This is a genomic window from Bacillus hominis, from assembly GCF_018332515.1.
In the GTDB taxonomy this organism is placed as follows: domain Bacteria; phylum Bacillota; class Bacilli; order Bacillales; family Bacillaceae_G; genus Bacillus_A; species Bacillus_A hominis.
Map to the genome: position 1 here is coordinate 1 of NZ_BOQD01000292.1, position 6,167 is coordinate 6,167.

The window sequence follows — 6,167 nt, forward strand, 5'->3', positions numbered from 1 at the left end:
TGGGGTGGATACAGTTGCATGCGATTTAAATACTTATATCCAGGTCTCATTGTTCCTCACCTTTCCCTTCTTGATGTCCTTTTTTCCACTTGGTATTCCTCGTGGTCTTGATATAGGTATATGACCTGGAGAATTATTTTTGCACGTCCACACCAATTTTTTTCTTTCTAGCTTGTACTATTTATAAAGGAGTTTATTTTTGTATATAGAAAGTAAATCTTTGAGGTGAACGTATATGAAGTTTAAATGTAGACTCAAAGTAATCTTTGCAGAGCTTGATATTAAGCAGAGTGATTTTGCAAAACGTATTGGAGTTGACGACTCTACTCTTAGTGCAATTGTTCGTAATCGTACTAAACCTCGTTTTGATACAGCCTATCTAATTTGTAAGGAACTGGGTAAACCAATAGAGGAGATCTGGACCATCGAGGAGTAATTCCTCCCCCTCCAGCCTTAATAAGTTTTTATCTTTATTTTTACACTTGACTTTTGTGTTCGGCAGACAATCATGGGATGAGGGTACAGGACAACGGCTAGGGCAGAGAATGACTACCTTACAACGCTTCAAAAATAAAAAACGTCGTAAAGTAGACGTTCTGTCAATCATGGTCTATCGGGTTAAGGAATCCGTATAGTAACACCCTGTTTAAACGCTGTAATCTCTTACACAGCTGACTTTTTACAGATAAAGCTTGTCCTATCTGCAGAAAGAACCAGGAAAGGAAATGCACTACTGGCGTATCCTTCATTACTCGTAACCTATAATTCTTTCATTATCAGCTGCTACCCGTGCCGTAACACGCCAAGCAACCGCCGTACCGTTAATGGCCGTACTCGCCTAGACTCCTAACAACGCAAACAAGGAAACGTTATTCGTTAGGACGCTAAACTTTCTGACGTTGGCTTAGCTAACCTGTTCAAGTTTAACGAGTGTTAGGTCATTCCTCGTGTGGATCCTCCCTTAGTTACCTAAAAAAGACAATAAGAAACTAGACCTCGTGTATATCTGTTTTTTCGAATAAGGATCGAGGCTGGAGGTTGTCCGATATTTAGTTAAAGAAAGAGCTTATAGCACGTGAGCTATAAGCATATTAATAACGAATAAAACCGAAGCCACAGTATAAAAACCATAAAACCAAATACAATCAGATTTTGTTTCTAAACCGAAGTAATCGCTTATTTTTTGCATCTATACTGTTCCACCCTTCACATTTATATAAAAAGTATGACTCTAGGAGTAAAACTTTGTTAGTAACAATATATAACTCTAGGAGTCATACGTCAATAGTCTTCCGAAAAAAGTTTTACTTTGATATGTAAATTGTGTAAAATGAAAAGTAATAAATGATCGGAATGAACGGAGGTATTACCATGAGTTCTATGGTATTCACTTTAGGAGAAACGATGGAGGAAATTGGGATTACCAAAAACAAGTTAGCAGTGGAATCAAAAGTTCGTCCAGCCACTATTAGTAATCTAGTTAATGGTGAGGTTGGTCTTGTGCGTTTTGACACATTAAAGTCAATCCTGGACGCTTTAAACCAATTAGCTGAAGAAAACGGTGTCGATAAAACCTACCGTATTGAGGACGTTGTACAGTACATAAAATAAATGTACTGTTTTTATTTGTAGATACATTTCCGAATACTCTGATATACTTATTTTAAAGTAATAAAGGAGGAGAAATATGGAGACAAAAACAACGACAGATGGTAATACGTTTTTCATTGAAGTGGATCAAAAAAAGAGTTCCACAAAAGAAAAATTTAGCCGTAAAGCTTCATTAGTTTTCGGAATTTTCGGCATCCTATTTTCTGTTATCTTGGGTATCACAATAGTTGGGTTATTTTTTGCCGTTCCATTGTTTCTTTTTTCGTTAGGATTTATATATGCAGCGTTTGAAAAACAAGAGGTCCAGTGTCCTAACTGTAATTACAAACGTCGAATTTCTAAAGGAAATGGACATTTTGATTGTGGAAGTTGCAAGAAACGTACTTTAGTAAAGTGGAGAAAATGAATAAAATTGCATATTCAGAAGCCAGTATAAGGCGAATGAATTGCTATTAAAATGAAGTGCTATTAAAATGAATTGCTATTAAAAGGAGTAACAACAATACTGGATAAACTACAGAATGAAAAATACGAGATCCATAATTATTTAACGACTGTATTAAGAATTACAAGGAAACGTTTAGACATCAAAGAAGTGTTATTCTTGGAACTAAGTAACATTAGTATGTCCCAATAAAACATGGATGTGGTTTTCAATTGTAAACTCGCATTTTTAAATTGTTTAATTATGTGCTTTGATTAGATTATCACATAATTAATAAGGATATATCAGCGAAATTTATATCTTTTTTGTTTAGTTGTTAGCAAGTTTGTTTGCACTTTTTTACTTTTTCTACTATATAGGCCTTCACAAACATACTATACTTAACCGCTAATTGCTCCAACTTCTCCCCCTATATTTTGTAATCTTAAAGTAACAGATTGCCGACTTTTTCCGTTATATTTTTGTTTATATAGTGTTATAAATAACTCATATATTTAAATCTGATAATTTCCATAAAGACATTGTCTTAATGTTTAGTGTTTCCTTAATACTTAAAATGGGTTCCGGAAAAGAAAACGGATGAAGGCAAAGGTTTAATGGTCTCCAATCTCCCGTATGAATTTCATCATTTTTTATTACTGTAGGAAAGTGCGTAACTAATAAGTATGTGGAACCACTTTGTTTAAAATTCTTTATTGCTTTTAATACATCTTCAAAAGTAAAATGTACCAAAGCATCCCTGCAAAGTATTAAGTCTACACAAGGAAGATCGTCTTGCACAATGTTCTTTTCTACGAATTTTATATGATTTTTTTTAAACATCTTGTTATTTTCCTCTACTAAATCTGTCACAATATCTATACCTGTGTAATTAGTAGTCAAAGGAAGTGGAACATATTTCATCCAATTAAAATCTCCACATGGAGCATCTAAAACAGAATTGATTTCGAATAGATTTAACAATAATGGTAGTTTGTTAATAAGTTGTTGAGATTCGTACACAGACGAACCTGTACCTGATACAGACTCAGTTCCTCCCCAAACATTGTGTTTGAATATATATGTGAAAACATCTTTCATTTTTATTTACTCCTTTACTTCTTGAATTTGCAGATAATCATATAAATTATGTTTTGTATAACACATTTGCTTTGACTAATTATGCATACTGATTATTAATAGGCATACAAATGTATGGATAAAATTAATTATTGTTAATATAAAGAGCGGATATTACCGCTCTTTATGCAATTTGGATTACTTCTAAAACAGGATGTTGATAATTTAAATTACTGTTAGGGTCATTAATTGTTCCAAATACAAGAGTTAAAGCATCTCCTGCATTTAGCCCTAAAATAATTGATTTTCCAGCATTCATTTCTATCGTTGACGTTATCATTGTGGAAGCTAACAGACCATTTACTAAGCTTACTTTTGATTCAGCTTCTTTAACTCCATTCACAGCAATAAAAATTTCAGCACTTGTGTTAAATAAATTCCAGGCTAAGTTTTGTAGCGTTAAATCTAAACTAAATTTGACTTTATATACGCCAGTACCTGTCACAGCAATTGTTTGCGGATTCGGAGTTGTAACACCACTATTTTGAACAGATAAAGATTGAAATGAAACAACTCCATTTGTAGTTGCATGTTGTGTAAGCGTAGGTGCGTATAATGCGCCATATGCAGTAGCCATGTACAACCTCACCTCCTTCCTTACTATATTAAATGTTGCTTGTACTAAACCTGACAGTAGTAAATGCTGAATTTATTAAAAATACTGTGTTTCGTACTTATAAAGTTTTAGAAATAGGTTGAATTGAATATAAATTATGGAATAGCTAAGAAAAAGGAGTGAAAGAATATGAAAATAGCCATTTTAACAATGTTTAACGGACTAACCTCCACCTACTCATTAGTGAATGTTGTCGCGGAGCATTTACGTATGTTTTTAAATGAGGGATTAAAAATAAAATTATTAGTCTCTGAAGATTGTAATTTGGAGGAACGGTATGGGGTTTTTCTCCATGAAAATATCGAATGGATAAAAATCACAAACAGATTAAATGGAGAAATGATTCATTGGAAAGATTACTCTACTCCAAATGGAAAAATACATGATACATTTTTTGAAGAAACTGAAGTAATTGCTAAAGATTTTATACAGCACTTAGAAGATATAGATATCTGTATGATGCACGATATACACTATCAGGGATGGCATTTAGTTCATAATATTGCGATTCGAAAAGCACAAGAACAGCTTCCAAAAGTTCGATTCTTAGCCTTCACTCATTCTGCTCCTATTACTCGACCTCGTCATACAGAACATCCATTTTCAGCCAGATACTCCCCTATGCCTAATACCATCTATATCTACCCGACACAATCTGGGATACCCGCTTTATCCAAGCAATATAATATTGCAGAAGGGTATTGTAAAGTTATTAATAATAGCTTAGATATACTAGAGTGTTTATCTGATGATGTGAGTCATGTAGCATCCCATATTGACATTTTTTCAGCAGATTATCTTATTATTTATCCTGGAAGGTTAACAACAGGGAAAAAGTTCGAGAAAGTTGCAGCTTTTTGTGGAGCCTTAAAAACAAAGACGGAAAAAGAAGTAAAAGTTATATTTTGTGATTTTCCATGTAGCGACATCAATCCAGAAAGATACAAAAAAATGATTTATAACAACGGAATAAAGTTTGGTTTAGATCGAGAGGATATGCTATTCACCTCATCTATTGGTTATACTCAAGGTTTTCCAAGACAAGGTGTAATGGATTTATTCACTTTGTCCAATATATTTGTTTGTCCCTCTTATTCTGAATCATTTGGTTTAATAGTTCTAGAAGCTGCGAGCAGAGGTAATCAAATTGTATTAAATGAGTGCGTACCAGCCTTAGAAGAATTAGGAAAACAATTACAAGCTTATTTTATGAGATGGGACGCAAGAAATTTTGGTTTTGATACTATTGAGAAGTATCATCCATCAGAAGTTGCTTATTTACAAGATCATGCTTCTGAAATTGCAAAGCTAGTAGAAGGCAATAAAGTATTATTTAGTAAAGCAGCTGTTAGAAGACGTTATAGTCCACATTGGATTTGGAAACAGCAGCTTCAGCCATTATTAGATATACTACCTGTTAAATAAGGAGGAATTTTGAGCCTATTTTCTTTTTGGACTAAGTCATCCTTGCATCTTTCTCATAAAATAGAAAGATACATTTAAATGATTTTGTTCTAAAAAGGGGGGACAAAATGGCTACAAATTTAGGAACAGCTAATAATTTTAATGTATTTGTAATAGGAAACCAGACACAAAGTAATGTAGACTCTGAAGGACGGGTAGCGGTTGGTGGAATAGCCACACTTACAAATTACGGAATCGGAAACACATTACCTTTATCTACAACGAGAGCAGATTTAATTGTAGGTATGGAAATGGTGATAACAAGCGGTACTAATTTCAGCGGGAATAGTGTCATTAGTTCTACAGGAACTGTTGTTACTTATACCATGACAAATAACAATGGCGTACCTGGTCAACCACTCGTACAAGATTTAATCGATTTTAATACTGAAGCAAATTTCCTACAATGCGCGTCCACTACATGGGGCGCTTTAGCCCCAACAGGAGTGGCAACTACTAACTTCGGACAGATTGTATTAACAGGGTTAGATCCTACTCTCAACATCTTTACTTTTGATGGCACAAATGTTGCTGGAACAGGTTTAACACTACAATCAGCAAATGGTATCAATATTATTGCACCAGTGGGTTCTACTATCCTAATTAATATTACGGGAGATAATATTGGTTTTGGTAGCTATTCTATTTTTAGAAATGGTTCACCAGCTACTAGTACGGATGCACAGGAAATTTTATATAATTTTCCAGATGCAACTAATGCCTTCAACCAAAATTTATCTATCGAAGGTAGTGTGTTAGCACCATTTGCAAGTTGGCGTGCAGCAGGATTTGGACAGATAAATGGAACTTTTATTGCAGATTCATTAACAAACACTTCTGGCACATTGGAAGCTCATAACTTTCCTTTTCTAGGTGTATTGCCAGATGTGTGTAGCACCACCAGTACGACCA

Annotated in this window: 8 protein-coding genes; 5 read left to right on the plus strand and 3 right to left on the minus strand. The window is 34.1% G+C overall.

Annotation, left to right across the window (positions count from 1 at the left end; translation table 11 throughout):
- The first annotated feature begins 235 nt into the window (after positions 1 to 235).
- Entirely contained in the window at positions 236 to 436 is a 201-nt protein-coding gene (locus tag KI356_RS22610; protein ID WP_000669091.1) for a helix-turn-helix transcriptional regulator, read from the plus strand.
- Between the two features lie 630 nt (positions 437 to 1,066).
- On the opposite strand, the gene KI356_RS22615 is transcribed toward KI356_RS22610, so the two are convergent.
- Positions 1,067 to 1,189 carry a DUF3961 domain-containing protein gene (locus KI356_RS22615; RefSeq protein ID WP_001169625.1) on the minus strand — a complete coding sequence of 41 codons (123 nt, stop codon included), beginning with the start codon at positions 1,187 to 1,189 and terminating at the stop codon, positions 1,067 to 1,069.
- A 182-nt stretch (positions 1,190 to 1,371) separates the two neighbouring features.
- On the opposite strand from KI356_RS22615, the gene KI356_RS22620 reads away from it, so the two are divergent.
- Together KI356_RS22620 and KI356_RS22625 are read left to right on the plus strand one after the other, a co-directional pair.
- Positions 1,372 to 1,611 carry a helix-turn-helix domain-containing protein gene (locus KI356_RS22620; protein ID WP_000097410.1) on the plus strand — a complete coding sequence of 80 codons (240 nt, stop codon included), beginning with the start codon at positions 1,372 to 1,374 and terminating at the stop codon, positions 1,609 to 1,611.
- A gap of 76 nt (positions 1,612 to 1,687) precedes the next feature.
- On the plus strand, positions 1,688 to 2,017 hold the full coding sequence (locus KI356_RS22625; RefSeq protein ID WP_000448737.1) for a hypothetical protein: 330 nt from the start codon (positions 1,688 to 1,690) through the stop codon (positions 2,015 to 2,017).
- Between the two features lie 525 nt (positions 2,018 to 2,542).
- Here KI356_RS22625 and KI356_RS22630 read toward each other — a convergent pair.
- A complete protein-coding gene (locus KI356_RS22630) occupies positions 2,543 to 3,136 on the minus strand; it encodes a class I SAM-dependent methyltransferase (protein WP_000655828.1) in 594 nt (197 codons plus the stop codon).
- A 163-nt stretch (positions 3,137 to 3,299) separates the two neighbouring features.
- Positions 3,300 to 3,752, minus strand: a complete 453-nt coding sequence (locus tag KI356_RS22635; protein ID WP_000179693.1) for a hypothetical protein — start codon at positions 3,750 to 3,752, stop codon at positions 3,300 to 3,302.
- Positions 3,753 to 3,920: 168 nt separating this feature from the next.
- Here KI356_RS22635 and KI356_RS22640 point away from each other — a divergent pair, with 168 nt between their 5' ends.
- Positions 3,921 to 5,216 (plus strand): glycosyltransferase, encoded by a 1,296-nt coding sequence (locus tag KI356_RS22640; protein WP_000684372.1) that lies wholly within the window; start codon positions 3,921 to 3,923, stop codon positions 5,214 to 5,216.
- Positions 5,217 to 5,323: 107 nt separating this feature from the next.
- On the plus strand, positions 5,324 to 6,167 hold an 844-nt coding region (locus KI356_RS22645), incomplete at its 3' end, for a choice-of-anchor A family protein (RefSeq protein WP_212936526.1).